Source organism: Pseudomonas fuscovaginae SE-1, assembly GCF_000364705.1.
Taxonomy (GTDB): Bacteria; Pseudomonadota; Gammaproteobacteria; order Pseudomonadales; family Pseudomonadaceae; genus Aquipseudomonas; species Aquipseudomonas fuscovaginae_A.
On the sequence record NZ_AQOH01000073.1, the window covers coordinates 1 to 946 of the forward strand.

Below are 946 nucleotides of genomic sequence, written 5' to 3' on the forward strand. Positions count from 1 at the left end.
TAGGTTCTGTATGAAAACCTTTGAAACCCCATCGCGGCCCCTGGCGGCCTGAGTTTTCGTAGAGTTCTCGCCATTTAGGCGAAGGACTCTGCCATGCCCAAACGATACGAACTTTCCGACGCAGACTGGGAAATAGTCGCTGATCTTTTTGCTGCACATCGGCGCACCGGGCGCCCAAGACTCGACGACCGCTTGATGCTCAACGGCGTGTTATGGGTGCTCTGCTCCGGTGCGGCATGGCGTGATATGCCTGAGCGATTTGGGCCTTGGTCGACGGTCTATCAGCGATTTCGAGATTGGCGAAACCAGGGCACCTTCAACAAGATGCTCAAGCGGCTACACGTCAAACTCAATGCGCAAGGCTTGATCGACCTGAATACCTGGTGCATCGACTCAACGGCAGTGAAAGCCACCCGAGCCTCTTGCGGCGCAGGCAAAAAAGGGGGCCGCAAGAACCATCGGACCACGCACTTGGAAGAAGTCGGGGTGGGCTGACGACGAAAATTCACATGGTCTGCGACGCCCGAGGCATACCGCTCCACTTCACCCTCTCTGGTGGACAGGCAAGCGACATTTCACATGCTCAACCGCTGCTCGATGGTGTCCACATCCCCTCTGGTCGAGGTAGGCCACGCAAGCGGTGCCGCTGGCTCTTGGCAGACAAGGGATATGACGCTGACTCGTTGCGCCGCTACTGCGATCGTTATCGAATGCAGCCGGTGATTCCCCAGCGGGATATGAAGCGCAAACCAAAGCCCGGCTTGCCGCGTCTCTTCGACAAACCCAAATATCGGCAGCGGAATGTGATCGAGCGGCTATTTGGTTGGCTCAAGGAACACCGCCGCCTGGGAACACGCTATTGCAAGCTGGCGGAAAGCTTTGCAGCGATGGTCACACTGGCTTGCTGGCGGCGGTGTCTACGACATTTCTTTTCGTACAGTGCCTA

The 946-nt window shown here is 57.1% G+C and carries 1 protein-coding gene; it reads left to right on the forward strand.

All coding sequences use genetic code 11. The annotated features are described in order from the left end of the window. Positions 1-93: 93 nt before the first annotated feature. Positions 94-946, forward strand: a protein-coding gene (locus tag K675_RS32155) for an IS5 family transposase (RefSeq protein WP_085986952.1) whose coding sequence is annotated in 2 segments (ribosomal slippage) — positions 94-435 and positions 438-946 — 851 coding nt annotated over the 2 segments. Because the reading frame shifts where the segments join, the coding sequence is not laid out codon by codon here. This gene is flagged as partial in the annotation.